This is a genomic window from Francisella adeliensis, assembly GCF_003290445.1.
In the GTDB taxonomy this organism is placed as follows: Bacteria; Pseudomonadota; Gammaproteobacteria; order Francisellales; family Francisellaceae; genus Francisella; species Francisella adeliensis.
Genome location: NZ_CP021781.1, coordinates 346,486 through 371,863, shown reverse-complemented (window position 1 = coordinate 371,863; position 25,378 = coordinate 346,486). Strand labels below are relative to the sequence as shown.

Genomic DNA, 25,378 nt, shown 5'->3' with positions numbered 1-25,378 from the left:
CTAAACTGACGATGTACAGATTCAATAATAACTGGTTGTATATAATTTTTCTAATCAGTTGAGTATATTTAAAATATTACAAATATCTTTCTAGAGCTTTTTCAATATTATCATCATCAAATCTAAAGCCATTTCCTAGCAACCTCTTAGGTTTGATGTTTTGACTAGAAAGTAAAAGCTCTTCGCCCATCTGACCAAACATTAGTTTTATCATAATCTCAGGCATCGGCATTACAAGTTTAGCTTTAGTAAGTTGTTTTATAACTTTGATCATATCACTATTAGAAGTAGCATTTGGTGCTGTGAGATTGAAAGTTTGATATTTAGAGTGATTATTTTCTATAACGAACTCAAAAGCTTTTACCAAGTCGTGTATGCTGATCCAGCTCATAAGCTGCTCGCCGTTACCAAACTTACTTAGCACGCCTAGCTTAGCTGTCATTGTCATTTTATCTAGCACTCCGCCATCACCGATAACCACACCAAACCTTAGTATAGAATATTTCTGTAATTTAGATGATTTCACTGTTGCTTCCCACTGATTTACAATACTTTGACTAAAGCCTTGTTCCGTAGTGTTATCAAAATATTCATCCTCATTTTGAGGCTTTGTAGAGAAACCATAAAAACCTATCGCACTAGCATTTATAAGCCAAATATCCTTATCTCCAATAAGTTCGATAAGTTTTTGGGTTGGTTCAATTCTACTAGAGATAATTTTATCTTTTACTTTATCATTCCAGCGTTTCTCCCCTATACTATAGCCACAAAGATTTATCACAATATCAAAGTTTGAAATATTATACTCATTTAAATCCTGCCAAACTATAGTGTTTTGATAGCCTTTTATGTTCTGCTTTGTGCGCGAAAGTAGAGTTAAACTATACTTTTCAGAAAGTGCTTTAGCTAAGTTTGCACCAACAAATCCTGAACCACCTGCAATTAGTATCTTCATAACATACCCCTTTTTAATTTAAGAACAAATACTTCTTATTACTTAATTATAAGCTATATAAATATTTTAAATATTACAATGCGTTAATATTACTGTGAGAAAGTTGCAATAAGGCTCTCATTATAAGAGAATATGTCTAGCTAACAAACATGGAAGGATAATCACATGGATTGGGTGGAAATTTTATCAAGAATACAGTTCGCATTTACAGTGAGTTTTCATATTCTATTTCCGGCATTTAGTATCGGACTCTCAACTTTTTTGATGATTTTTGAAGCACTCTGGCTAATCACAAAAAAAGAGAAATACTTACTCATAGTTAAATTCTGGACTAAAGTTTTTGCACTAACCTTCGGGATGGGCGTAGTTTCAGGTATTGTGATGGAATTCCAGCTTGGTGCAAACTGGGCTGGATTTGCCAAAACTGTTGGGCCTGTATTAGGTTCATTATTTACTTATGAGGTGCTTACTGCTTTCTTTATAGAGGCTGGCGCTTTGGGGATTATGATATTCGGCTGGGGCAGAATCAATAAATACATTCACTTCTCAGCAAACTTTGTTATTTTTGTTGGTGTAACACTATCTGCATTTTGGATACTATCAGCAAACTCATGGATGCAAACTCCTGATGGTGTGAATTTTGTAAACGGTCAGTTTGAAGTTTATAGTTGGTATCATGTGATATTTAATCCATCTGTAATACCTAGATTTATTCACATGCTTATCGCTTCATATCTAAGCACTTTAATGGTTATACTTGGTGTTAGTTGTTACTACATGCTTATAGATAAGTTTCATTTATTTGCAAAAACTTGTATCAAATTTAGTTTATTGACAATGCTATTCCTAAGTTTTGCTCAGCTTTTTGTCGGTGATGAGGTCGGTATAGAAGTACACAAACATCAACCACTTAAAACTGCAGCAATGGAAGGTGTATGGGATACTCAAAAAGGTGCACCATTAGTACTATTTGCCTACCCAAGTGAAAACCAAGAGAAAAACCTCTTCGCAATTGAGATACCGAAACTTGCATCTTTAGTAAACACCCATGAACTAAACGGTGAAATGCTGGGATTAAAATCTGTAGCAAAAGAAGATAGACCTTTAGTTGCTGTAGTATTCTATAGTTTTAGAATTATGGTTGGAATTGGATTGCTGATGGTATTTATAGGTGTTGTTGGCTCATTACTTCTAGCAAAACAACGAATATATGGGCAAAAATGGTTCTTATGGTTATGTAGGCTTGCAACGCCTTTAGGTTTTGTTGCTATTATCACAGGATGGTTTACGGCTGAATTTGGTAGACAGCCATGGGTAGTTTACAATCTTGTTAAAACTCAATACTCAGTTAGTGATATTAGTGCATGGCAAGTAGCTTTATCTTTAGGTTCAATATTTGTTGTTTACTTTATTATATTTGGATATTTTTACTTCAAATACTTAGTAAAACTTATTAAAGCAGGTCCAGGAACGAATGGGGAAGAAAGGATGCCGTACTCATATTTCCAGTCTGTTGAAAAAACAAGCAAAGATAAGGAGTAAATTATGGACTTAGGATTAATTTGGCTCGGTATAATAGCTTTTGGTTTGCTTTTATATGTAATACTAGATGGTTTTGCTCTTGGAGTTGGCATACTCTTCCCATTTTTCAATTCAAACCAAAGAGATATTGCAACAAGTGTACTTTTACCTACCTGGGATGGTAACCAAACTTGGCTAGTACTATCATTAGCTTGTTTCTATGGCATGTTCCCAATAGCATTTGCTTTTATATTTCCAAAGATTTATATGTCTGCGGTGCTACTTGTAGTAATGTTGCTGTTTAGAGGTATATGTTTTGAATTTAGGCTTAAAGCTTCAGATGAAGGTATCAAAAACTGGGATAAGCTATTTTTTATATCATCAATTACAGCTACATTTTTAGAGGGCTTTATCGTTGGTGGTCTTATAGTTGGCTATCCAAAAGACTCTGTCACTTATGGCTTAATTTTTCAGGTTTTAACAGGTATCACACTTATAGCAGGTTATGCTTTACTTGGAGCTACTAGGCTTATCCTAAAAACAGAAGGAGCACTTTTTGAAAAAGCTAAACTGTATGCTAGAAAATCTTGCAGAATACTAGCTATACTAATGTTAGTTATTGGCCTTATGACTCCTCTATATATCACATTACCATTAGATAATATTTACAAAATGTTTATATTAGGTGAATTTTTTGTACTTACAATAATCAGCTTTTTTATACTATGGAAAATCATAGACTCTAAGATTCATGCTTTACCATATTGGCTAGCTGTTACAGTTTTTATACTTACTTACCTAAGTATGCTTACGTTAATGTTCCCTTATGTAATACCTTATCACTTAACTTACATGGAAGCTCAAGCTAGTCAAACTACCCTACTATTTACGCTAATCCCAGCAATTATAATGATACCTTTACTACTACTTTACACAGGTTATGCATACTTTGTATTTAAGGGTAAAGTCAAAGAAAAACTGAGCTATTAGGGAATTTATGCAAAATATTGTAATATTTGGTATAACAGGTGCAATTGGAAATGCTGTATTAACAAATCTTTCTAAAACTTACCCTAATGCTAATATCTACGGCATATCTCAAAAACCACCCGCTTCAAAGCTTGCTAATATCAATTATTTACAAGCTAATTATTCAGATGAAAAAAATATCGAAGCTTTAGCAAGTAATTTTGATAAAAACCTAGATTTAGTCTTTGTTGCCACAGGCATACTCCATACAGAAACAGTTTCCCCTGAGAAATCTCTGAGACAAATCTCAACAGCAAATTTTGAACAAATCTTTGCAGCAAATACAATATTTCCAGCATTGGTAGCTAAACATTTCACCCCTAAGTTAAATAAAACGTCAAAATCAGTATTTGCTAGTATATCTGCTCGTGTAGGCAGCACCTCAGACAATAGACTTGGTGGCTGGTATGCTTATAGAATGTCTAAGGCGGCGTTGAATATGTTCATAAAAACAGCAAGTATCGAACTAGCGAGAAGCAATAAAAATGCTATCATAATCACTCTACACCCTGGTACAGTGGATAGCAGATTATCTAAGCCATTCCAAGCTAATGTACCTAATGGCAAGCTTTTTACAGCAGCCTATTCTGCTAGTAAACTTATAGAGGTGATTGAAGGTTTAAAACCAAAAGATACAGGCAAGTGCTTTGATTGGGATAATAAGGAGATAAACCCTTAAACAAATGATTTGAAGCTACTACACCTTATCGCCTCGCTCTTCAACGCAATTTATACCAATTCCAATATAAATTCATATAAATATCGCAAGGTAGTTCGTGCCTAATTTAAGCTTCTAATGTGTAGGTAATAGCTCCCAAAATATGTTTAATGCGTACCATTAGTTAGTAATTTCAACAAAAAACATATTTACAAATACATATATGTAATCTACAATATTCATATTTACAAATTTAAATATATAAATTAATGCAAAACACCATTTCATTCTTAAAAATACTAGCTGATAAAAATCGACTCAGCATCTTATATTTTCTTAGTAAGAAAGAGTTATGCGTATGTGATTTGATGCAACTAATCCCATTAACTCAGGGAGCTTTATCCATACAACTAAAAAATTTGTCAAAAGAAAATTTACTTAGCTCAAGAAAAGATGGTAAGTGGGTTTTCTATAAACTTTCTGAAGATATAAACACCTCACACAAACAAATACTAAACAAGGTTTTTAATGAAATAAAAAATGATAATTATATAAAGCAAACAAGCAAAATCAGGAGTCAATCATGCAAAAACTAAGTTTTCTAGATAGATATCTAACTTTATGGATATTTATAGCGATGGGCTGTGGTGTTGGATTAGGATATTTTCTACCACAAACACAAGATTTTATAAATCAATTTAGTACTGGTTCAGGAAACTGGTTAATTGGGCTTGGGTTAATAGTCATGATGTATCCACCTCTAGCAAAAGTAAAATACTCAAGCCTACCAAAAATTTTTGAAAATAAGAAAATCCTAGGCATATCACTAGTACAAAACTGGTTAATTGGCCCTGTGCTTATGTTTATCCTTGCTATTATTTTCTTCCATAACGAGCCTGCTGTGATGACTGGGCTTATCATGATTGGGTTAGCTAGATGTATTGCTATGGTGATTGTTTGGAATGAGCTAGCAAACGGTGATAATGAATACTGTGCTGCCCTTGTAGCATTCAACTCTATATTTCAAATTTTACTATATGCTGCATACGCTTATATATTCGTTACAATTATACCTAAAATGCTTGGACTAGAATCGCAAGTAGTCAACATTAGCATGAGTGATATAGCTAAAAATGTAGCTATATATCTTGGCATACCATTCTTAGCAGGTGCCTTAACAAGATTTATACTCATAAATAAAAAATCTGAGCAATGGTATAATGAAGTTTTCATACCTAGAATATCTCCATTAACATTAATCGCATTACTTTTCACAATACTTTTAATGTTCGCTACTAAAGGTAATGAGATTATCGAACTGCCACTTCAAGTAGTTAAGATAGCAATTCCTCTAGCTATATATTTTGTGTTAATGTTCTTTATATCATTTTGGTTATCATACAGATTTAAAGCATCTTATGAGCAATCTGTAGCCTTAAGCTTTACAGCTGCATCAAATAACTTTGAGTTAGCGATTGCTGTCTCTATTGCTGTATTTGGTATTGGTTCTATGCAAGCATTTGTCGGAGTGATTGGGCCATTAGTTGAAGTGCCTGTACTTATTTCTCTGGTTAATGTATCTCTATGGATTCAAAAAAAATATTTTTAAAAGTAATCTCTAGCCAATCTTCAGATATAGGACTATATCCTTAACCTTTTTATTCTTCACTTTATTTATCGTCAATGAAAATTTTTCATGCTCATAGTGAGCGCCTGTTCTTAATGGTTCATTTATCAACAATGGCAATAAGTCTAAAATATTATCCGCATCGTATTCAGATAAATCAACATCTGCTAGTTTTTCAATAGCATAAACAGGTGCATTTGTTTTTATTAGAAATTTATTTTTTGATAAAACAATCCAAGGCTCTTTCACTAAATTAAATTCATCTGACATTCTACCTAGTAATATACTCAAAAGATTATCAAGTGTGATAAAACCAACCAAATCATTACTATTATAAACTAATGCAAAATGTGGTTTACCTTGCTGAAACTTTCTAAGTACATCAATGAGCTGATCATGATGAGAAACTTTTAAAACAGCTCTTAAAACTTCCTCTTGATGATAATCTTCGTTAAGTTTAGACAAAATATCTTTAGTATGAATAATCCCAACAATATTTGTAGGGTCACCTCTATAAACAGGGTATCTGGTAAAGAGATGCTCTTTAATAATATTTATTTTAGCATTATTGTCCGTATCATAACCAAGACTAACCATATTTTCAACAGGTTGCATTGCATCAACTGCTTGTAGTTTTGAAAATTCAACCATTCTTAAAAGAATATCTCTATGCTCTTCTCTTAAGGGTTTTTTGAGATGACTACTTTTCAAAATAAGCTTAATTTCTTCTGCAGTATACTCAAAATCTTTATCTGTACGCTTATCTAATCTAAAAAGCTTTAACAAACCATTTGCTGTAGTATTTAGAACCCAAATAAAGGGCAACATAACCCAGTAAAATACATATAAAGGAATACAGGTTACTAGCGACCATTTTTCTGTTTGGCGTATTGCCATAGATTTTGGCATTAACTCACCAATAACTATATGTAAAAATGATATAATCAAAAATCCAATAGCAAATGCTATAAGTCTTGTAAGCTTTACAGACTCAACTCCAAGACTAGACAGTACTGGTTCTAGGATTTCTGAAAATGCAGGCTCTCCAATCCAACCTAATGCGAGAGATGCAAGTGTTATACCAAGTTGGCAAGCTGACAGATAAGTGTCTAAACTTGAATGAACTTTATAAAGAATTCGACCTCTCAAGCCTTTTTTCTTTTTAAGAACTTCAACTCGCGAGTATCTCAACTTAACCATCGAAAACTCAGCGACAACAAAGAAACCATTCAAAATTACAAAAGCAAATGCTATTGCTATAAAAAGAAAATTATCGTACTCGAGTGTCATTTATTGGTTTTTAAAACCTAATCCTTACATAAAATGATAAGTATATAATAACTGATTGTTGCTAAATTATTAACTAAAGTTACCGAGAAAAAAGTGTCAATAAGCTAGAGTTTCTGATTTATATCTTCAATCTTAGCATTACCCTTAGTTGTATTGATAATTTCTTGAATAAACTCAAATTTATCTATCGTATTAATTTTAACTGTCATTGTAACGAAGATATCATAACTTTGACTCACTATTTCAGCATCAAAATGCTTTATAACAGTCTCAACACTTGCTGTCTCTGTATAATCATACTTTATACAAACACTACTACATGGTTGAACCTCTATAATCTCCGCTGACTCTATAACCTTTTTTGTAGCCTGTCCATAAGCTCGTATCAAACCACCAACACCTAACTTAGTACCACCAAAATATCTCACGATAACAACTAAGACATTTGTTAAATGATGTCCTTGGATATGGGAGAGTATTGGCTTGCCTGCTGAACCACTTGGCTCACCATCATCACTAAACCTAAATTGACAATTCTCTGCTAAAGCATACGCCCAACAATGATGATTGGCTGTAGAAAACTCTGCTTTAAGATTTTTTATATGATTTAAAGCATCTTGCTCAGACTCAACTTTAAACAAATATGCTATAAAGCGAGACTTTTTAATTGGCTCGATTTCAAGTTGAATATTCTTAGAGATGGTTTTATAACTATTCATAGAAATATCAAAACCTATGCGTCTATCTCACCAGCACCTTGTCTTGTTATCCCATAAGGTAGCTCTAGCATATTTACAACAGTTGTGGACTCATAGCCACAATACTCAGACTCTACTATTAAGTCTATATGATTAGTAACTTCATCATCTAACTCACTACAATCAGTAACCACCAAGTCATTACCAGGTAAGATAAAAGAACTGACTACTAAAGGCTCACCTAACTCATCAGCTATTGCCTGAGCAATATAATGATCACTAACTCTTATACCTACAGTATTTTTTGATTTTGTTACAAGCAGTGATGATACTTTTTTAGTTGCATTTAGTATAAAAGTAAAAGCACCAGGTGTATAGCGTTTTAAAAACCTATACGCATTATTATCAACTTTTGCATACTCTGAAATTTCAGACAAATCTTTACAAATAAGAGTGAAATTATGCGAGCTATCTAAGTCGCGTATCTTTATGATTTTATCTATACCCTTTTTAGACTTCATTTTACAAGCTAGTGCATACCCAGAATCTGTAGGGATAGCTATCACACCATTTTTATCAAGAACTTCAACAACTTCTTTTAAAGCAGCTGCATTATTTCCATAACTATAAATTTCAATTAATCTCTTCATAATCTCTATAACAAGCGTTATACTTTTAGCACATTATACATTACTTAAATGATTTAACTAAGCTATGAATAAAATGATTAGCGATTTGCTTCCAGCTATCGTGTTTTTTACAGTCTATAAAGTTTATGATATTTTCTACGCTACTGCAGCACTAATAATCGTAACTCTTGCTCAAGTAATTTGGGAATACGCTAAGCATCGCAAAGTTGCCAAAGCACAAATTTTAGTTGCCGTATTAGTGGTAGTCTTTGGTGGTGCTACTTTATATTTCCACAATGAAGAGTTTGTTAAGTGGAAGGTCAGCATCATAAACTGGGTTATGGGTTTTGGACTTATAATATCTACTTATATTATGAAAGAAACTCCTATGGAAAAACTGCTTAAAGATTATGTTGAGCTTTACGACCATAAATGGAAAATCATCAATAATATGTGGGGAGCTTACTTTGTTTGTTTGGGTACTCTTAACCTTTTTATAGCAATGTTTTTTTCAACTAACACATGGATGAATTTTAAAATGTTTGGATTACTAGGTCTGACTTTTGCCTTTTTGATATTACAAACGGTATACTTATCAAAACATATGAAGAATTAGGTAGCTTAGGCTATAATTACAAATAAAATATTTCTAACAACTTAAAAAAACATACTATGAACCAAGAAATAGAAACACCAAAACAAAAAAAATGCCCATATAAAAAAGCATTTGGAAGTATATGTTTAGTAATAATACTAGCTATATTTTGTACACTTGAGATTGCAGTTCTAGGATTAATATTTACGGTATTTTTAGGCGTATATATTGCAATTCTTATAGCTGGTGCGTGCTATCTATCTTATGTCTCCATTAAAAATATAATAAAACACTATTCAAATAAAAGTTCTACACAAGATTAGCTGCGTAAGTTCTAGCTCCTATAAGACCTACATCGGTATTTGTAATTATATGAACAGGGAAATCTTTCATCATACTAGACATCCTACCCTTATCTCTAAACTTATCTAGAAACTTACCTTCTTTTATTTGCTCAATCAACCTTGGTGCAATACCTCCAGCGATATAAAGACCTCTAAATGGTAAGCTTGTCAAAGCAAGATTTCCAGCTATAGAACCATAAATACTTAAAAACATATCTACAGTTCTTAATGCTGAAGGTTCTTGATGCTGGACTGCATGTTTAACTATTACAGCAGCTTTATCTGAATCTGAAACACTAAAAAGTTCCCTTCTAAGTCCCATACATTCAGGCTGACTATATAATGGGTGTTTAACTACATATTTATGGATATTATATATACCATAACCACTACAAAATCTCTCAGGAGATATACGGTGAAATGTCTTTCTTAAAAACTTAAAAAGTTCTACCTGCTCATCATCAACCGGTGAAAAATCAGCATGCCCTCCTTCAGATTTATAGACTCTAGGCTTATGATTTTTATCATAGCTTACCAAACACATTCCTAAGCCAGTGCCGGCACCAACTACAGCACACAAATTATCCTCATCATATTTACCCTTTTGAAGAGTAAAAATATCTTTTTTTCTATCTAAACTTTCAATCCCATAGCCAATAGCTTCAAAGTCATTTATCACTTTAACTTTCTCACGAGCTATACCGAGACCTTCTGCAATGTATTGTTCTGAAACAAGCCAAGGAAGATTAGTAACTTCTACTTCACCATTTGAAACAAAACCTGCAACTGCAAGACAAACTGAATCAATCTTATCTTTTAGATCAATCTCTTTCAGAAAAGTAGATATAACATCTGTTAAACAATTAAAATTTGCACCCTTATACTTTCTTATAGCTAAACTTTTAGTCTTTTTATTCTCAAGAATTGATACTTCTAATCTTGTATTAGTCCCACCAATATCACCAGATAAAATATACATAAACTTACATCCTTTCATTTTCGCCATCTAGCCAATACAAACATAGGATATTCTGCTATAATGACATAACAAATTATTACATAAGCTTTAGTTTAAATGTCTAAAGAAAATAAAACAACAGATTTTGGCTTCTCAGAAGTACCTTGGGAACAAAAGCAACAAAAAGTAGCTGGAGTATTTCACTCTGTAGCAGCAAAGTATGACATTATGAATGATTTAATGTCATTTGGTATTCACCGTATTTGGAAAAAAATAACTATCTCTAAAGCTAGTGTGCGTAAAGGCGATAGAGTACTAGATTTAGCTGGCGGTACTGGCGATTTAGCTTATAAGTTTTGTCAACAAGTTGGTGATGAAGGTAAGGTTATTTTAAGTGATATTAACTCATCAATGCTAGAAGTTGGTAAAGAAAAACTTACTAATAGAGGTTGTGTTGGTAATATCGAATATGTACAAGCAAATGCGGAAAGCTTGCCTTTTCCTGACAACTATTTTGATTGCATAACAATCTCTTTTGGCTTAAGAAATGTTACAGATAAGGCAAAAGCACTAGCTTCGATATGTAGAGTATTAAAACCAGGTGGTAGGTTACTAGTGCTAGAGTTCTCTAAGCCTATAGTACCAATGCTTTCTAAAATATACGATGAATACTCATTTAAAGCTTTACCATTTATGGGTAAAATCATCACTCAAGATGCTGAAAGTTACAAATACTTAGCTGAATCTATCCGTAAGCATCCAGATCAAGAAACTCTAAAGCAGATGATGTTTGATGCTGGTTTTGACAATGCAGAATACCAAAATCTAACAGGTGGAATAGTAGCATTACATACAGGATATAAATACTAAAGTATGATTGAAACTATCAATAAAGCTCTAACTTTATTACCAAAGCTAGACCCTCAAGTACCAGCCCTTTTACTACCATTAAACGGTAAACCTCTTAGTGTACATATCTCAGATTTAGATTATACAATCACTCTTGAAGTTAAAAATCAAACTCTAACAGCAAACACGCAAACCAGTAAGAACTTACTAAGTGGGAAGCTAGCTTTTATTATTGAGCTTGTATTTAATAAAAATCTTCAAGAACTAATAATGACTGATAAGCTAAATTACGAAGGTAGTTTAAAAGATCTAAAAGAGTTCTATACATTTTTTGAGGCTATTGATATTGATATTATCTATAAAATATCTCAAGCGACAAGCCCAGAGTTTGCCAATATAGTAGCAAAACCTTTCACAAAGGCTAAAGAATATCTAAAAACCTCGCGTGGTGAAACTCTTATTGATATAAAAGATTATCTTACAGAAGAAAAAAAGATTTTAATCTCTCAAAATGAGATAGATATTTTCTATCGCGATATAAAGGAGCTAAAACAAGCTGTAGATAGGATAGAAGCAAAATACCAACTACTACAAGGCCAGTTCAATGATTAAGAAATTCTTTAGACTAATCTATATTTTTTATATCATTAACAGGTACTGCCTACTTAATGAACCAGTACGAGCAACTAAAATTAAAAGCTTAAGATTAATACTACTGTTAAACCCATTTTACTACTCTCTAAAAATGCGTAGACTCAAGCATGGTGTACGACTAAGAGAAGCTTTAGAAAAACTCGGTCCGATATTTATAAAATTTGGACAAGCACTATCTATTCGTGCTGATATACTACCACCTGAAGCAATCAAAGAAATTGCTAAGTTACAAGATAATGTTCCTGCTTTTGATAGCAAAATTGCAATTAAACAAATACAAAATGCCACAAGAAAACCACTTGAGGAAATTTTCAAATCATTTGATGAAATCCCTCTTGCTTCCGCATCAGTAGCACAAGTCCATAGTGCAACGCTGCACACAGAAGAAGAAGTTGTGGTAAAAGTTTTAAGGCCAAATATCGAAAAAATTCTTAAAATTGATACTTCATTAATGCTTATAGTTGCTAAAACGCTAGCCCTTTTCAATGGCATTAAAAGGTTTAAGCCTGTTGAAATTGTAGGTGAAATCAACCAAAGTTTCTTTGATGAACTTGATCTTGTTCGTGAAGCTTCAAATGCATCTCAGCTTCGCCGTAACTTTGAAGGTAACCCTATTCACTATATCCCTAAAATTCATTGGGAGTATACTAGCTCTTCTGTAATGGTGATGGAAAAAGTCGGCGGTGTAAGCGTTTCAGATATTGACACTCTTGATAAGCTTGGCGTAGATCGCAGATTATTAGCAGAACGAGGGGTTCAAATATTCTATAGCCAAGTTTTTAATGATTGCTTCTTTCACGCTGACATGCACCCTGGCAATATGTTTATTGATGTCACAAATCCAGCTGATCCGAAATATATTTCCATAGACTTTGGTATAGTTGGTACACTTAATCGTGATGATCAACGCTACCTAGCAGGTAATTTTCTAGCATTTTTCAATCGTGACTATCGTAAAGTTGCAGAACTTCACATTGAATCAGGTTGGGTGCCTGCTGACACTCGTGTTGATGTACTTGAGTCAGCAATTAGAACTGTATGTGAGCCAATATTTGAGCGACCTATGAGTGAAATATCTCTAGGCTACACTCTAATGCAACTTTTTAATGTTGCTCGTCGCTTTAAGATGAATATTCAACCACAACTTACGCTTTTACAGAAGACCTTATTTCACGTAGAAGGTTTAGGTCAAAACCTATGTCCTGAGCTAAATATTTGGGATACATCTCGCCCAATTCTAGAAAAATGGATGAAAGAACAAATGGGCTGGAGTGGCTTTTATAAAAGAACGCTTGAAAATATGCCTAGAGTAAGCGACAAACTGCCAGAATTACCACAGATGGTATTTGATATATTGCAACAAACTCAAAACAACCTAAAAAAAGAACCTAGTACCCAACACACTAATGTTGAAACTAAAAAATCAAAAAAATGGTCTTTAATACTTGGTGTTACATTACTTGGACTTGGCTCCTTTTACGATATCTATGATAATTTAAATATTTTAATGAGTTTGCAAAACTTTATGGAGCAAAATCACACTGCCCTGAGTGTAAGTGGCTTTGGATTATTAGTTTACTATATATTCAAAAAAGGAAAGTAGAATGTCTGACTGTATATTTTGTAAAATTATTGCTGGTGAAATACCATCTAAAAAGGTCTATGAAGATAAGAATGTATTAGCATTTCATGATATAAATCCATCTGCTGAAGTACATATTTTGGTTATTCCAAAAAAACATATAGCTAGCTTAAACGAGCTTGAACCTGGCGATGAAGAAATGATGGGTAAGCTGATGCTAGCAATTCCTAAAATAGCCAAAGAAAATGGCTTAAGAGGCTTTAAAACTATTTTCAACACAGGTAAAGAAGGTGGCCAAATGGTGTTTCATATTCATGCTCATATCTTGGGTGGCAAAATGAGTCTCAAACTACCTGAATGAAGATAGATTTGCTATAGAGCATTGCCTTTATGAAATTTTCTCATGATACAATCTTCATACAAATACCGAATCTATCCTGCAATTATGAAATTAAAATATTTACTCCCATTAATCTTTCTTACTTTTGGGACGACTATTGCTAACCCAGTTCAACTTTGTGACAAAACTTCTTGTTTCTTGATCAACCCAGCAACTTTAAAGGTTGATTTAAAATCAAACTCTAAGAGCTTCCCGGTCTCAGTAGCTCAAACTGAAGAAAAATTCGACATAAAACTTCAAAATAAACAAGAATTAGTCTTTGATCGCAATAATGTCAAAGTTGATTTCAAACTAAACAATAATAGTCTTGATGTTAGCTTCTCCAACATTATAAAACTAAAAAAAACAGATAATAACTCTATTACATTCCCAATTATCAATAACTCAAACTCTTTCTTACTTCCAATGTTAGAAGGACGATTCATTCCGACCACAGATCCAAAATGGATTAATTATCTAACTTCAACTACAAATGAGAAAGACTCATTAACAGGCCTTGCAAACCTATCAATGCAATTCCTAACAGCAGGTTTTGGAGATTCAGTTCTTTACTACCAAATTAACAACCCCTTTGACAATAATTTTTGGTTTACTGGAAAAAATAGATTAGGCTTAAGCTTCTCTCATACATTTAATATTCTCAATGAAAAAAGATCATTTGGTTTTACAATTAAATTATTAAAAAATGATCCTAATGTAATAGCTAACACATATCGTGAACATAAAATAGCTGAGGGTAAATTTGTAACCTTAACAGAAAAAGCTAAAATTGCTCCAAATGTTACCAAGCTATATGGCGCTCCCTTTATTTATCTATGGGGTGACGAATTAATTGGAAATAAAAATGTAAACTGGCGTAAACTTCATGAATTTATAAAGCAACAACTTGCGAGTAAAACTTATAATCCCACAAAATACTTCAACACTTTACTTAAGAGATCCTCAAATAATATTTTAGAAAATTTTGCCAAACAGAAATGGGTATATCCAGCTTTAGAAGCACAGCTTGATGATGCTTTTAAATCTCTAATTGCCGATCCAAAACTCTGGAATAAAAAAGCATTTGCTTCTACTAAATTAAATACCATAGCAGCTTCTTTACTTAAAGAAAAGCAAACATCTGCTGAAATTATCCAATTAAACAAAAACCTCATTCAATCTGCTTACGCTGAATATATTCAACCAGTTAAATTATGGGGTAATGGTGTTTCTTTAGCAATGTTAGATGACTTACAAAGTATCGGCTTAAAAAATGCTTGGCTTGGGTTAAATGAGATTTCAGATGGCACTTATCATGCAAATGTGATAAAACAAGCTATTGATGATGGTTACTTAATCGCTCCTTATGATTCTTACCACTCGCTACAACAACCAGGAAAAGGTTCTTGGTCAACGGGCATCTTCAATGATAAAACCTTATACACAAGAGCCGCTGTAATCAAACAAAATGGAGAATACAAAACTGGCTTCTTAGGTAGAGGTCATAGCTTAAACTCTTCATTTGCAACTCCTGAAGTGCATTTACGCTTAAATGATGCTATAAACAAAGATAAAACCCCTTTTAATTCTTGGTTTTTTGATACAGATGGTGCTGGCGATCTTAATAATGACTTTTCAGCCAAACATCCTATGAGTAAAATGCAAGATGCTCAAAATAGATTAGATCGTATGCAATGGGCAGCGAATAAATATAAGTTAGTTGTCGGTACGGAAGATGGCAAAGATTATGTTGCTCCTGTAGCTGTATTTGGACATGGCTTAGTTTCTCAAGGAATATGGGATAAAGATATGCGTCGAAATAAAAATTCAAAATATTATATGGGAGGGTATTGGTCTCCTGATGGTATCCCAGATCGTTACGGCAAGCCAACACCATTAAAACCACTTTTAAGCTATATATATTATAATCCTAGTTTTGAAGTCCCCCTTTTTCAACTAGTTTATAATGATAGTATAATTACATCTGATCACTGGGAGTATGCGACTTTTAAGTTCCCATCTGAAATAAAAAATAACATATTGAAAACTTTTCTCTACAACTATCCACCACTATTGCATTTAGATAGAAAAGCATGGTCTGAACAAAAACCTCTGTTGAGTAAGTATCTGCCTATCTGGTCTAAATGGCATAGAGTCTTAGTGCAGCAACAAATGACTAGTTTTGATTATCTAAGCAAAGACAAACTACTCCAACGCACAGAATTTTCAAATCATATCTCAGTAATTGCGAATTTTGCTGAAACCTCTAAGAAATATCAAAAGTTAAGTGTCCCTGCAAAAAGCATCATAATACTCGACAGAGATAAAGTTAAACAACGATTTACTGCAAATACTATTTAATTATTTATCCAACTCTAACTAGCGTAACCACCGAGATTTTCTCAATCTTACTACCTTCTTTTATAGTTGCTATAAACTCTTTCAAGGTTGAGCCTGTAGTTAGCACATCATCAAAAACTATAAGGTGCTTCGCTGTGATTGGCTTTGTAAGCTCAAATACTCCTGATATCTGTTCTGCTCTTTGTGCTTTTGAGGATTTTGATTGTGGCTTGGTATACTTTGAGCGTTTATAATGCTCAAATGTCGTCGTTATACTAATTTTATCAGCTATGCTTTGTGCTATAACTTCTGCTTGGTTAAATCCTCTATAAAGATAACGCAAGCGATGGCTTGGCACTACTGCTATAGCATCTACATCAACTAAATGTTTATTTGCAAAGCTGCCCCACCATTTATCAAAAAGCTTTTCAAAAATTGGTACAATAAGTAAATCCTTACTGAATTTGAGTTTCTGCAATAAAAACTTCATCTCTATCGAATAACTAGAAAGATAGAAATAATCATACTCCACATCTAACTCAACTTGCTCTTTTGTTAAATGCAGGTTACTCGCCATATCATCAAAACAGTAATTACAAATCACTTCATCTGAACTTTGATGACATAACAAACAATTTTGCTTTGTAAATTTTTGAACTAATGATGATACAAAACTTAAAAAACTCATTTTGTTTTATATTTTAAAACCCCTTTATCGACTAATGCTCCTAAACCTTCTGGCTTAGAAAATATATAGCCTTGAACATACCTATAGCCCAAGCTTTCAACCAAATCTAAGGCTTCTTTAGTTTCAACCCCTTCTACTATCAACTTCATATCCATTTCTTTAGCTATGCTATTTATTGATTCAAAGATACTTTTGCTTCCAACAACTCCCTGCATCAGTTTATCTAATAATGACTTATCAAGCTTTAATATATCAAAGCCACCGTCCATTAATCTTCCAAATGATGAGTAACCAGTACCAAAATCATCAATAGCTAGTAGTATATTAGACTTTTTAAACATCTCTCGAGCTTCTGTTATTTCTCTTTCTGTAAATGACATGATTGATGATTCTATAATCTCAAAAACAATATCGCAGTCAGTTGATAGATTTTTTCTCTTTTGAGAAACAATATCTACCAAATCTTTAAGATGCCGTGCAAGATTTATAACACTAGGAGAAATATTTATAGAGATTTTAAAATCTTTTGGTAACTCAACTTTTTCTAAGTCTAAGAAGATTTTATTAATTACTAGCTTATTTAGTCTATCTGCTAGACCATTTCTCTCAATTAACTCAACTAAATTACCAATATTAATACCACTAAAGGCTTTCGTTGAAGACCTAGCAAGAACCTCAAAACCTATAGCCTTAGATGTCTTTAGATCATGAATAGATTGGTATGTAACTCTTATATTTCCATTATCAATAATATCTTTAACTGCATGATCAAGTATTATATTTTCATAATACTCATTTTTAATATTTTCATTAAAATAACAAATATCCAAATTTCTTTTCTTAGCAGCACTCATAGCAAAATCTGCATAAGTACGTAGATTTTTATTGTCATATTGGCTTGAAACCACACCTATATGAGTAGCCACATTTATCTCTGCACTATCTACCTGTATGGTTGTGTTGATAATGCTCGAGATTCTCTCAGCAATTTCTTTAAGCTCTGTTTGCGACTGTATATTATTACAAATTATTGCAAATTCATCTCCATCAAGCCTAGCTAATACATCTTCTCTTCTGATACGAGAGCTTTTTTTTAGCAATGATGCAATTTTTTTAAGCACTTGATCCCCAGCACTATGCCCGTAATAATCATTAAGATCTTTAAACCTTTTAATATCAATAAGTATTAGTGCAAAACCTTCTCCCTTCTGTAAGAAGTTTTCTATGGAATTATTTAATGCTTTTTCAAAATAAAACCTACTATTACACTCTGTAAGGAGATCTATATTCACTATTTTTTGTAGCTGTGAAAACTTAACTCTATCAGTTACATCTACACTGATACCATCGATATAGTTTAATTCACCTTTATAGTCATTTGAATAATTAGCAAACATCCTGATTGTTTTTATCTCAGAATTGCAATTAAGTTTAAAAATAATATCAAGTAACTGTTGTTTTGAAATAATCTGTTCTATAGCCTCTCTAAACTTACTCCGATCTTCTGGATGGATTAACTCTATCCAATAATCCAATGAAATACTTTTATCTTTTGTTACTTTAACTCCAAAGTATTCAAAGTGCTCAACACTCCAATAAAATTTATCTTCCATAGCATTATATACCCAAGAAGCATAGCTTGTAGCATCTATAGCATTGTATTTGGATTGCTCACGAGTTTGCTGAGTTAAATCTTGTATTAAGCCTACAAAACAAGGCTCATCTGTCTCTATCTCACTTATAGAAATTAGTAGATTTAAAAGGGATCCATCTTTTTTGACACCTGGCAGCTGAAGTGGCTGACCAAGGACCCTAGCCTTGCGAGAAGTGATATATCTGTCAACATTATCATTATGGTTTTTAGCAATATCTTCAGGCATTAACATTTTTATATTATGATCAAGTAGTTCACTCTTTTCATAACCAAAAATTTCACAAGCTGTACTATTAGCAACTTTGATATTTTTATGCTTATCAATAACTAATATTCCTATAATCGCGTTATCTAAAGCAATAAAACTATCAATTATAGCTTGTGACATATAATTACTCCCATCTACAAACGATCTATGTCAATTTCAACAGGCACACTATTAATATTATAATCTGAAGGAATCTCTTCTGTAGGTTTGACAATTATTACGACCTTAGATTCTACTTCATCAAATATACTAGTACTATCTCTATTTACTTCGGCAAAAATAGGTTGCGAATCAACTTTACCAGAAAATTCAACACCATCCTGAAAACGAATCGTAACAGCAGTCCCTCGATGTACATAAGAGAGATATTTAGAGTCTAAATAAGCTCTAATATAAGGTTTACTAAATAAAGATAGCATAGCTAGCTCTTGTCCTTTTTGAACAAACTCACCTTTATAAACATATGCCTTATTAACAACAGCTCTGATATTCATTTTTATATCTAAACTATCTAATTTTTTTTCTACAATAGCTTTTCTAAACTCAAGATCCCTAATATCTTTTTCATACTCACTATCCTTATCAAGACTATATTCTTGCTTATCGACCTTTACTTTTTCAAGTTCCATTTCTGCATCATGCAAAACCTGAGATGATTTTTGCAAATCAACTAAGTTTATTACTTTTTCTTTACGTAGATCAACCATAGCTTCATAAAACTTTTTATTTATATCAACATATTTTTTTGATGTATTATACATATGATTTATTGCGCTAAGATCTTTATTATAGAGCTTCTCCTGCATACTTTCTATTTCATGAATTTGATCGTTAATTTCTTTAAGTTCAGTCTCAAGGAGAGGAGATTTTAGTTTAAAAACTTGCCCGCCTTTTTTAATTATCTCACCATCATGAATAAAGTTTTGCTCCACGAAACTATCTTCATTCGCTCGAATAAGGTATTTTTCTGTAACAACTGTTCCATGAGCGACAATAAACCAACTACCACTAAAAATCAACCATACTATATAAACAAGTGGAGCTACAACTACAGCTACAACAGAATACCATTGCCATTTAGCTATATTTTTACGCACAGGTGATCTCTCAACCTGAGACAATAACTTATTTTTAGGCACTTTAAACTTCATGCTGTAAATTTCACCCTACTTTTTTATTAACCCATGTTGGAGCCATAGTGCTATCTTTATGAGACTTAATAAAAAACTCACTAAATGTTGCGACTGTTGCTACAAATTTTAAAAACACAGAATAAAATGGCATCACAAACAATACATACCAAAGCTTAGCATCTTCTTTTTTTCTCTCTGATACTAACAATATAAAAGTAATAAATAAAGCAAAATTCAATACTAAATAATATATATATACTGCAACATATACAGGCACTATCACATGCACTGGAAACATAAAGGCTGTATAAATCAAACTTATTACAATAACTATAGGCTGCACAGCATGAAAAAATAAACCAGAAAACAAGGTAACAAAAAAAGTTTTCCAACCTAGATACCTAGGCAACAACCTTTTGAGGTGTCGACGAATATATATAAAATAAGTATCTCCATCCCACCTCATTCTTTGTTTAATAAGCACCCAAACTGACTCTGGTGCATCTGTATGCGAGACACTATAAGGTACATGCTTAATCTTAAGATTCTTATGCCGCTTAAATAAAAATTGTAACCTTAATGTCATATCTAGATCTTCTGCTGATCCGTTACGCCACAAAGTGGTTTTTTTAAGTAATGTTCTTCTAAAACAACCAAATGCTCCAGAAATATTGTTAACACTGTTAATATTGCTTAAAGCTATCTTCGACATTTGGATGCCTAACATATACTCTATACCTTGGCACTTTGTAAGAATATTTTTCTTAATATTTCTAACTCTTATAGTTCCTGAGCATCCTATAACATCAGGGTCTGCAAATGGTTGCACCATATTACTAACCATATCATTATCGACTGAAGTATCTCCATCAAGCAATATTACTAAATCTCCAGTACTAAGTCTAAAACCTAGATTTGATGATGATGCATGTCCACCTCTTTGCCATTTTGGTACAACTTTTAAAGTTCTCTTCCTATTTGACTCAAATGTTTTTTTATAGTTCATCGCAACATCAAGAGTTTCTTTATTTACATCTGCACCATCGATCATTACTAAAACTTCGATATGTCCTTTATAAAATTGTTCTTCTAAACTTTTCAGAGTAATTAAAATATCTTTGCCTTCACTGTAAGCTGTAATAATACAGCTTACCTTAGGATAATATGGTTCTTTTTTATTTGGTGTAATTAACTGATGAAAGTAGCTACCTAAAACACTTAAAAAAATAAAAAAAGTATAGGGGGTTTCTACAAGTAATACTACTACAAATACAGATAAAAAAAGTTCTTTAGGGTTAGAGAGTAAGCCTAAAACATAATTATATAAAATATACAATTCTTCCATGTTGCTTAATCCTTATTGGCAAGCTCAATCAACAATATCTTAGCATCTTGAACAACTCCTAAGTCTTCCGATGAAAATGCTTTTATATTAGTCATATCTTCAGCATTCGCCCCTTCTGATACTCGAATAGTATTAAGTTTCTCCAAGACTACCATTGCACCATCTATTGGCGTATTTGGAAGCCATACCCAAACTGTTTGACCATTTATTCTTGTAAGCATATCTGTTTTTCGTAAAACAGCTTTAAGGCTTTTTGAAATGAGTACTATTTCATCAACATTAACATTAACATTATCAGAGATATTTATCCTCAATAATGAAAATGCGTATGACTCATCCCTTTTTTGCATGAGAGATGACCATTCTATAAAGTTATAAAAAAATTCAGGGACTATATAGTTTATATTATCGAAAACAGACATCGCATAATTCAAACCGATACTAATAAAATGCTCAGCTTTTTGAGTTAATTCATAATTATGAACACTCATTTTTTTTAGTTGTTCTGTGTCACACTTGTTATCACAATCGATACATTCAGAAATAACATTAGGTTCTAAAAAACTAAAGTTACAACTCTTACAGTAATAATTTTCCAAAGGTTTATCGTAATCTTGACCAATATGCTTAAGTTTTGTATTACAATGTGTACAAACATATTGTTCATTATGTAGAAATTCTGATTGAGGACCCATATTTCCACAAGTATAACAATGTATAAAGTCAGTCAAGAGAATATTTTCGCTTTTACAATCAGGGCACTGTTCAGAATAAAGTATTCGTGCAGAATCACACTTTTGGCAGCAAAAATAAGATTTTACAAATTTTTTTATCTTTAAAAACTCATCTGATTTTAAATCACCAATCCATTCAGCAACATTCGTGTTATCAGTATGGAAGACCTCTATCAATGGAAAACTATAAAATGATTTAGATACTTTATCTACTGAAGCATCTAAAGATTTCAACCCTTTTCTAGTATACAGATAAGTTAAGAATCTTGTCTGCCAGTCTTTTATCATCCTTTTACCATCAATATCTACTAGGGTTTCTTTTTTAGCAGTTAGTTTTTCATATATACTACTCAAACCTTCTACGCTAGAGTATGTCGCATCAGTATAAATTTCATAGTTTTCAGCAACACTAAATACAGGTAATAAATAAATCTCAGCTGAAGATCTGATTTTATTAACAGTCTCAATCAGCAAATCTTTTTTCTGCAAATTTAGGATCAATACTTGAATATTATTTGTTTGTATTTGACTAACTACATCTTCTTTTAGGTTAAACTCATAAATCTTAGGTCCTGTTGAAGTTATCTCGCTTTTAAGCTCAGAAGCACCTTTAAAATCAAAGGAGCCAAATACTCCAATATTAAAACTCATAAATTCTCTATGAAAACCAGTATATATTTAATTAATAAACTTATAAGTTTTAAAGGCAAATGTAAATAAATATTTAGCCTTTCAGATCTATATTAACAACTCCAACACCAATATAGCTAAACTACTTATTCAAGTAAATACTGCAATATTCATGACAAAAGAAGAGTTGGGAGGAAATTATTATCACTTTTTTGACAATAAATCATAAGTGATATACTCTATTTCAAAGTCACTTTCTACACATAAAAACAAATGTTTAACTATATTTTTTTTAATCAACGACTCAACTCAAGTCGTAAATATAACACTTCATTTATAAAAAATGAAATAGCCCTAAGACTCCTAAAAAGGTTAGAATTTATAAACCTTAATCCTGAGAATATTTTTATTGACGGTTACCAAGATGAATCTTATATAAGTGTTTTAAAAGATAGGTTTCCTGAAGCAAATATTTCTAATAATTTACTCCAAAAATATGACCTAATAATATCAAACACTACGGTTCATCTTAACCCTAACATTGCAGATAAGCTTGATCAGTACTATGAAATGCTAAACCACGAAGGGATTCTTCTATTTTCCACTTTTGGTGATAATAGTTTTAGCTCTATAAACTCAGCTTTTTCAACCATCGATAACTTACCTCATACAAATGCTATGATAGATGCTAAAACATGGGGAGGCATGCTTCAATCAAGCGCTTACAAGTCTCCCGCTATAGAGAGTGATTTAATCACTTTTACCTATGAAGATACAAATGTGCTATTTAATGATATTCGCGAGCTTAATGAGCCTTTAGCAGATACTAAAATGCAAACCTCTCTAACAGGCAAAAACAAATGGCAAAGTTTTATAGCCGAACTAAAAAACAATTTTCAATTAGAAGTCGAAGCTTTATATGGCTATGCTGTTCGCAAAGATTCTTCTGACTTAAAACCCAAAGCAAACCCTAACAGAGTAAGCCTTGAGGATCTTAAGAAACAAATTGCTGATTTCAAAAAAGGATAGAAAAAATTAATAATCTGAAATTATGTACTAAATTTAACAATACATAATTGGCATAGTAGATAAATCACGCCATTCTTGATCAGAACATTTAGTAGGCTTAGCTAATGGCTGGCAATATGTTCTCCATGTACCCCCGCCATATTTTTTCAGGATTAAACACTTTTTAAAGCGCTTCTGCTCTCCATTAAAGAGTCCAACTGTCATTATCTCTTCAAGTGGAAATCCATTATCCATCTTATACTTATAATGTTCCTCATCATGCTCATCATGTTCTCCTCCCTCATTTTCATCAGGCTTAAACATACCATCAATTTTTTTATCAGTTTTTAACGCATCCAATAAACCTTGATAAATATTTTCACCATCTGAATCAGAATCTAAATCCCTAGCCTTACTATAATCTATAGCCATAGAATCATTTTGTTCATGCAATTTTTTCTTAGCATCATCTAACTGTTTTATTTTTATTATTTTTTTAGGCTCTTTTTTGGGTGTTACTGCAACTTCTTCAACATTCTTCGTTAATGCATCAACTTTATCTTTACCAATTATTTTTTCAGCTTCAGCTAAAAGATGTTGGTAATCGTCTTCATAGCTTGAAAGCTCACCATCTAATTTATCAGAATCAATCTCATAGTCATCAGTATATGACGTATCTATATGAGTCAATAGATCCTCATACTTCTCGTCATAACTATAGCTACTATCTTTTTCATCAGGCTGTAAACCACCAGTATTTGTAGTCTTCTTACTTATTAACCCAAGTTTTTTATCAGAATGTTCTCCCTGATAAGTTTCACTAGCAACACCCAAACCAATGCCTACAAGTAAAAATAGCGATATTAGAACAGTTTTTGTCATCTTTTTCATAAAAATAAATTACCTAAAAGAAGTATAGTAAATTTTGAGCATATAGCAACTATCGAATAAGCACCATCAAATTATAATTTGTTCCTCATGCAAGCATATATTATAATGCTTGGAGACTTGTTCTTTAATATACTCAATTAAAGCTATAATATCCGATCCTTTAGCATGCCCTCTATTGACTATAATACCTGCATGTTTAGGAGAGATTTGAGCATCACCAATTGTTTTACCTTTAAGCCCTAATTCTTCAACCATCACACCGACTGGCACATTTGCTTGAGGCCGCTTAAAAACACTCCCTGCTGTTGGTTTTTGGGGTAAGTTTGCAAGCCTTCTTGAGTAAATATCATCAAGTTTTGCTTTTATTTGGTTTTTAGGCTTTTTCTCAAACTCAAGCTCTGCTGATAATATACAGATATCATGATTATTTTTAAACATCGAATACCTATACCCATATTCAATGTCAGCTTTTTGATACTCTCTAATTTTTTTAGTTTTTAAATCAAGTACTCTGACACTTTTAACAAGAGTATATATTTCATCACCATAGGCACCAGCATTCATTATCAGGGCTCCTCCAACACTTGCTGGCACATCATAAAATGTTTCAACCCCACTCAACCCTGCTTGATAAGTTGTTAAAGCTAAATCTTGTAATAGAACTCCAACTTCAACCTTTGCACTATTACCTTGTATTTTTAAATTATTAAATTTTTCACAAAATACTATAAAAGCTATATCATCTTCGTATCTCTCTTTAGAAAAAATAATATTACTACCATTGCCTAGAAAAAATAATTTATCGTGCTTTTTAGCAATCTCAACAACCTCACTTTCTGAACTTGGAAAGTAGACATGCTTAGCAACAGCATTAATCCTATATGTATTATATTTTTCTAAAGATATATACTCTGACATC

At 32.4% G+C, this 25,378-nt stretch carries 25 protein-coding genes; 13 read left to right on the top strand and 12 right to left on the bottom strand.

Annotated features, from left to right (window positions below):
- Positions 1-76: 76 nt before the first annotated feature.
- Entirely contained in the window at positions 77-955 is an 879-nt protein-coding gene (locus CDH04_RS01865) for a TIGR01777 family oxidoreductase (protein WP_112869416.1), read from the bottom strand.
- A gap of 165 nt (positions 956-1,120) precedes the next feature.
- Here CDH04_RS01865 and CDH04_RS01860 point away from each other — a divergent pair, with 165 nt between their 5' ends.
- From CDH04_RS01860 to arsB, 5 genes are all read left to right on the top strand, one after another.
- Positions 1,121-2,497 (top strand): cytochrome ubiquinol oxidase subunit I, encoded by a 1,377-nt coding sequence (locus tag CDH04_RS01860; protein ID WP_112869415.1) that lies wholly within the window; start codon positions 1,121-1,123, stop codon positions 2,495-2,497.
- Between the two features lie 3 nt (positions 2,498-2,500).
- Positions 2,501-3,466 (top strand): cytochrome d ubiquinol oxidase subunit II, encoded by a 966-nt coding sequence (locus CDH04_RS01855; RefSeq protein ID WP_112869414.1) that lies wholly within the window; start codon positions 2,501-2,503, stop codon positions 3,464-3,466.
- A gap of 7 nt (positions 3,467-3,473) precedes the next feature.
- Positions 3,474-4,184, top strand: coding sequence for an SDR family NAD(P)-dependent oxidoreductase (locus tag CDH04_RS01850; RefSeq protein WP_112869413.1), 711 nt, complete (start codon positions 3,474-3,476; stop codon positions 4,182-4,184).
- Positions 4,185-4,432: 248 nt separating this feature from the next.
- Positions 4,433-4,759, top strand: a complete 327-nt coding sequence (locus tag CDH04_RS01845) for an ArsR/SmtB family transcription factor (protein ID WP_112869412.1) — start codon at positions 4,433-4,435, stop codon at positions 4,757-4,759.
- Positions 4,747-5,772: an ACR3 family arsenite efflux transporter gene (arsB, locus tag CDH04_RS01840; protein WP_112869411.1), complete on the top strand. Its 1,026-nt coding sequence runs from the start codon at positions 4,747-4,749 to the stop codon at positions 5,770-5,772. The genes CDH04_RS01845 and arsB overlap by 13 nt, the downstream gene beginning before the upstream one ends.
- A 9-nt stretch (positions 5,773-5,781) precedes the next feature.
- Here the strand turns inward: arsB and CDH04_RS01835 are convergent, their stop codons facing one another.
- The 3 genes from CDH04_RS01835 to CDH04_RS01825 form a co-directional block, all read right to left on the bottom strand.
- Positions 5,782-7,080, bottom strand: coding sequence for a hemolysin family protein (locus CDH04_RS01835; RefSeq protein ID WP_112869410.1), 1,299 nt, complete (start codon positions 7,078-7,080; stop codon positions 5,782-5,784).
- Positions 7,081-7,184: 104 nt separating this feature from the next.
- Positions 7,185-7,799, bottom strand: a complete 615-nt coding sequence (locus CDH04_RS01830) for a YigZ family protein (protein ID WP_112869409.1) — start codon at positions 7,797-7,799, stop codon at positions 7,185-7,187.
- Positions 7,800-7,813: 14 nt separating this feature from the next.
- Positions 7,814-8,428 (bottom strand): L-threonylcarbamoyladenylate synthase, encoded by a 615-nt coding sequence (locus CDH04_RS01825; protein WP_112869408.1) that lies wholly within the window; start codon positions 8,426-8,428, stop codon positions 7,814-7,816.
- Positions 8,429-8,492: 64 nt separating this feature from the next.
- Here CDH04_RS01825 and CDH04_RS01820 point away from each other — a divergent pair, with 64 nt between their 5' ends.
- Both CDH04_RS01820 and CDH04_RS01815 read left to right on the top strand, forming a co-directional pair.
- Positions 8,493-9,023, top strand: coding sequence for a septation protein A (locus CDH04_RS01820; protein ID WP_112869407.1), 531 nt, complete (start codon positions 8,493-8,495; stop codon positions 9,021-9,023).
- Between the two features lie 56 nt (positions 9,024-9,079).
- Positions 9,080-9,325 carry a hypothetical protein gene (locus CDH04_RS01815; protein ID WP_112869406.1) on the top strand — a complete coding sequence of 82 codons (246 nt, stop codon included), beginning with the start codon at positions 9,080-9,082 and terminating at the stop codon, positions 9,323-9,325.
- On the opposite strand, the gene glk is transcribed toward CDH04_RS01815, so the two are convergent.
- Positions 9,312-10,325 (bottom strand): glucokinase, encoded by a 1,014-nt coding sequence (gene glk, locus CDH04_RS01810; RefSeq protein WP_112869405.1) that lies wholly within the window; start codon positions 10,323-10,325, stop codon positions 9,312-9,314. The two genes, CDH04_RS01815 and glk, sit on opposite strands and share 14 nt — an antisense overlap.
- A gap of 96 nt (positions 10,326-10,421) precedes the next feature.
- On the opposite strand from glk, the gene ubiE reads away from it, so the two are divergent.
- From ubiE to CDH04_RS01785, 5 genes are read left to right on the top strand one after another with little or no spacing between them, the layout of a single operon-like run.
- Positions 10,422-11,174, top strand: a complete 753-nt coding sequence (ubiE, locus tag CDH04_RS01805) for a bifunctional demethylmenaquinone methyltransferase/2-methoxy-6-polyprenyl-1,4-benzoquinol methylase UbiE (protein WP_112869404.1) — start codon at positions 10,422-10,424, stop codon at positions 11,172-11,174.
- 3 nt (positions 11,175-11,177) lie between these two features.
- A complete protein-coding gene (locus tag CDH04_RS01800; protein WP_112869403.1) occupies positions 11,178-11,765 on the top strand; it encodes a ubiquinone biosynthesis accessory factor UbiJ in 588 nt (195 codons plus the stop codon).
- On the top strand, positions 11,758-13,410 hold the full coding sequence (gene ubiB / locus CDH04_RS01795) for a ubiquinone biosynthesis regulatory protein kinase UbiB (protein WP_112869402.1): 1,653 nt from the start codon (positions 11,758-11,760) through the stop codon (positions 13,408-13,410). Before CDH04_RS01800 ends, ubiB begins: the two co-directional genes overlap by 8 nt.
- A gap of 1 nt (position 13,411) precedes the next feature.
- Positions 13,412-13,750 carry a histidine triad nucleotide-binding protein gene (locus CDH04_RS01790; RefSeq protein WP_112869401.1) on the top strand — a complete coding sequence of 113 codons (339 nt, stop codon included), beginning with the start codon at positions 13,412-13,414 and terminating at the stop codon, positions 13,748-13,750.
- A 42-nt stretch (positions 13,751-13,792) separates the two neighbouring features.
- Positions 13,793-16,129, top strand: a complete 2,337-nt coding sequence (locus CDH04_RS01785; protein WP_234393384.1) for a glycoside hydrolase — start codon at positions 13,793-13,795, stop codon at positions 16,127-16,129.
- Between the two features lie 4 nt (positions 16,130-16,133).
- On the opposite strand, the gene CDH04_RS01780 is transcribed toward CDH04_RS01785, so the two are convergent.
- Genes CDH04_RS01780 through CDH04_RS01760 form a run of 5 tightly spaced genes read right to left on the bottom strand, consistent with a single transcriptional unit; the run spans position 16,134 to position 22,581 of the window.
- The gene (locus CDH04_RS01780) at positions 16,134-16,796 is read right to left on the bottom strand and encodes a ComF family protein (protein WP_112869399.1); all 663 of its coding nucleotides are present in this window, start codon (positions 16,794-16,796) and stop codon (positions 16,134-16,136) included.
- Positions 16,793-18,838, bottom strand: coding sequence for an EAL domain-containing protein (locus CDH04_RS01775; protein ID WP_112869398.1), 2,046 nt, complete (start codon positions 18,836-18,838; stop codon positions 16,793-16,795). The genes CDH04_RS01780 and CDH04_RS01775 overlap by 4 nt, the downstream gene beginning before the upstream one ends.
- Before the next feature lie 14 nt (positions 18,839-18,852).
- The gene (locus CDH04_RS01770; RefSeq protein WP_112869397.1) at positions 18,853-19,869 is read right to left on the bottom strand and encodes an HlyD family secretion protein; all 1,017 of its coding nucleotides are present in this window, start codon (positions 19,867-19,869) and stop codon (positions 18,853-18,855) included.
- 10 nt (positions 19,870-19,879) lie between these two features.
- Positions 19,880-21,196: a glycosyltransferase family 2 protein gene (locus CDH04_RS01765; RefSeq protein WP_112869396.1), complete on the bottom strand. Its 1,317-nt coding sequence runs from the start codon at positions 21,194-21,196 to the stop codon at positions 19,880-19,882.
- A 5-nt stretch (positions 21,197-21,201) separates the two neighbouring features.
- Entirely contained in the window at positions 21,202-22,581 is a 1,380-nt protein-coding gene (locus CDH04_RS01760; protein ID WP_112869395.1) for a TackOD1 domain-containing metal-binding protein, read from the bottom strand.
- A 252-nt stretch (positions 22,582-22,833) separates the two neighbouring features.
- On the opposite strand from CDH04_RS01760, the gene CDH04_RS01755 reads away from it, so the two are divergent.
- Complete coding sequence (locus CDH04_RS01755; protein ID WP_112869394.1) at positions 22,834-23,589, top strand: methyltransferase domain-containing protein; 756 nt, start codon at positions 22,834-22,836, stop codon at positions 23,587-23,589.
- Between the two features lie 33 nt (positions 23,590-23,622).
- Here CDH04_RS01755 and CDH04_RS01750 read toward each other — a convergent pair whose 3' ends face one another.
- Entirely contained in the window at positions 23,623-24,459 is an 837-nt protein-coding gene (locus tag CDH04_RS01750; RefSeq protein ID WP_112869393.1) for a hypothetical protein, read from the bottom strand.
- A gap of 66 nt (positions 24,460-24,525) precedes the next feature.
- Complete coding sequence (gene murB / locus CDH04_RS01745) at positions 24,526-25,377, bottom strand: UDP-N-acetylmuramate dehydrogenase (protein WP_112869392.1); 852 nt, start codon at positions 25,375-25,377, stop codon at positions 24,526-24,528.
- Between the last annotated feature and the right edge of the window lies 1 nt (position 25,378).